Source organism: Thauera butanivorans NBRC 103042 (genome assembly GCF_001591165.1).
Classification (GTDB): Bacteria; Pseudomonadota; Gammaproteobacteria; order Burkholderiales; family Rhodocyclaceae; genus Thauera; species Thauera butanivorans.
The window spans coordinates 1-2,049 of sequence record NZ_BCUG01000117.1 but is presented as its reverse complement, the minus strand read 5'-3'; the positions used below and the strand labels follow the sequence as shown (position 1 = coordinate 2,049).

The 2,049-nt window shown below is 63.3% G+C and carries 2 protein-coding genes and 1 pseudogene; 1 reads left to right on the top strand and 2 read right to left on the bottom strand.

Annotation, left to right across the window (positions count from 1 at the left end):
- Positions 1-340 (bottom strand): hypothetical protein (locus TBU01S_RS24650; protein WP_217999691.1); only part of this gene is annotated, 340 nt, incomplete at its 3' end.
- 124 nt (positions 341-464) lie between these two features.
- On the opposite strand from TBU01S_RS24650, the pseudogene TBU01S_RS25040 reads away from it, so the two are divergent.
- A pseudogene (locus TBU01S_RS25040) lies at positions 465-656 on the top strand (group II intron maturase-specific domain-containing protein); the annotation flags it as partial.
- Between the two features lie 285 nt (positions 657-941).
- Here TBU01S_RS25040 and TBU01S_RS22570 read toward each other — a convergent pair.
- Positions 942-2,000, bottom strand: coding sequence for a YcjF family protein (locus tag TBU01S_RS22570; protein WP_281178488.1), 1,059 nt, complete (start codon positions 1,998-2,000; stop codon positions 942-944).
- Between the last annotated feature and the right edge of the window lie 49 nt (positions 2,001-2,049).

The window sequence follows — 2,049 nt, the reverse complement described above, 5'->3', positions numbered from 1 at the left end:
GCCTTTCGATGTGGAATAGCTCAATGGCTTCCAGTCCGAGGGTGCCTCTCGACGAAGTTGGAAACCTGCGCCAATGAACTCCCTGCATGATGATGGTGAAGGCACCACTTTTTCCCGATAACGCACACGGATTACCTGGCGGGTCTTCAGTGATGTGTTGGGCAGGCACCGCTACTCGGATCTGCGATCTTTGGCCGCCCACATATGGTGGCTGGACCTCGCAATAGACTGGAAGCGCAGCCCCGTCGGCACTTCTCAACTCGGCGTCAAAATAGAACTTCATCATCCCCGACCTTAGAGCCAGTGCGGCATCGTTTGTCGCATCCTCAACGATATTCAATTTGCCCTCAAGCACAATAATTCTATGCGCTATGGTCCCAATCGGGCTCGCCGCGTTCCTTTGTGCCAGCCGGGGCAACGAAGCCCTCCAATAGATTTATGCCAATGATGGAGACACCCCATGACTGCGGGGCGCGAGGGGACGCAGTCTGAGTGGGACCATCGCCGACTTGAATCCGGTGCTGCGGGGTTGGGCTGCGTATTTCAAGCTGACCGAAACCAAACGGGCACTGGAAGAACTCGACGGCTGGCTCAGGCGCAAACTGCGCTGCATCCTGTGGCGGCAGTGGAAGCGCCCGGACACGCGCGCCAAGAATCTGATGAAGGCGGGACTGACGCAGGAGCGGGCATTCCGCTCGGCCTTCAATCAACGCGGGCCATGGTGGAACAGTGGCGCCAGCCACATGAACGCGGCCTTCCGGAAGTCCTTCTTTGATCGTCTGGGGCTGGTGTTGCTACTCGATACGACGCGGTGTGAGAGGGCGACGGGGGTGACCCCGTCCCCTACTCAATGTTCATCGCGGATCAGGCCCCGAGGGCACCCGACAGCTTGGCCACGGCTGCTCCCAGTTTGTCCGGGCGTGCGGGCCGGGACGTGTGCTTCAGCCGCCGCGCACCATCTGCAGAATCCGGGCGGTATTCAATCCGCGGGCCGTTTCCTGGATCTGCGGCAGGTACTGCGCCTGCAACTGGCGGCCGTCGGCCATCACGTGCTGGTAGGCGTCGCGCAGCATCTGCGTGTTCAGGTTGCGGCCGCCGGCATAGTACTGGTTGGCGACGTGGCCCAGCGCGTAGGTGGCGGCGAAGCTCATGCCGCTGCTCACGGCTTGGCGGCCCAGCCCGCCGAGGATGCCCTTGCCCGCCTTGCCCAGCAGGCCGCCGAGCAGCTTGCGGCCGGCCTGCTCCAAGTACTGGGACGTCAGCCCCACACCCAGGGTGGCCAGCAGATCCTTGACGTGGCCGCCGTCCAGTTCGTAACCGTAGCTCTGGCCGATCTGGTAGACCAGCCGCATCTGCAGCGGAATGATTGCCAGCGTGGACAGGTTTTCGGGCAGTAGCTCGATGGCGCCGTTGAGGATCGCTGCGTTGAGGATCTTGCGGTCCATGTCGGTCGTGGACAGCGTTCCCGGGCGGCGCTGTGCGGTGGTATCCGGCAGCGCATCGACTGCGGCCGGGTGTGGTGCGGTTTCGCCCGTCGCGATGATCTCCGGTAGCTCTGCGGCAGCCGTAGCCAGCGGCGCGTTTGCCAGCGTGTCGGCCTGGGTGGCGAACTCGGCCGGAGCCTGGCCCAGCGCTTCGCCCAGCCGCTCGAGGAAGGCCTGTTCCTGCGTGCTGGTCCGGCCGTCGGCCTCGCATACGCACACGGCCATCTCGTAGGCCAATTGACGTGCTTCCTTGCTGGCCAGTTTCGGCACCACGTCGGCCAGTTGCACGCGGCGCATCAACACTTCCTGGTACAGGCCGGGCAGGTTGATCTGCTGGTCCTCGGCCAGCCCTTGTGCCACCTGGCGGATCTGCTCGCGCTCGCGATCGTGCTTGTCGCCGTCGGCATAGGCGGCCAGCAGGCAGACGGTGAGAATGGCGCGTGTTTCTTCGGGGGTCATCGGAGTCCTCGTCGCATCGGATTGCCGTTCATGCCGGCCATTTCGCGCAGCCGGCAAGGAGATGATGGATTCTCCACTTCTTCCGTCCTGTCGTACAAGGTTTTCG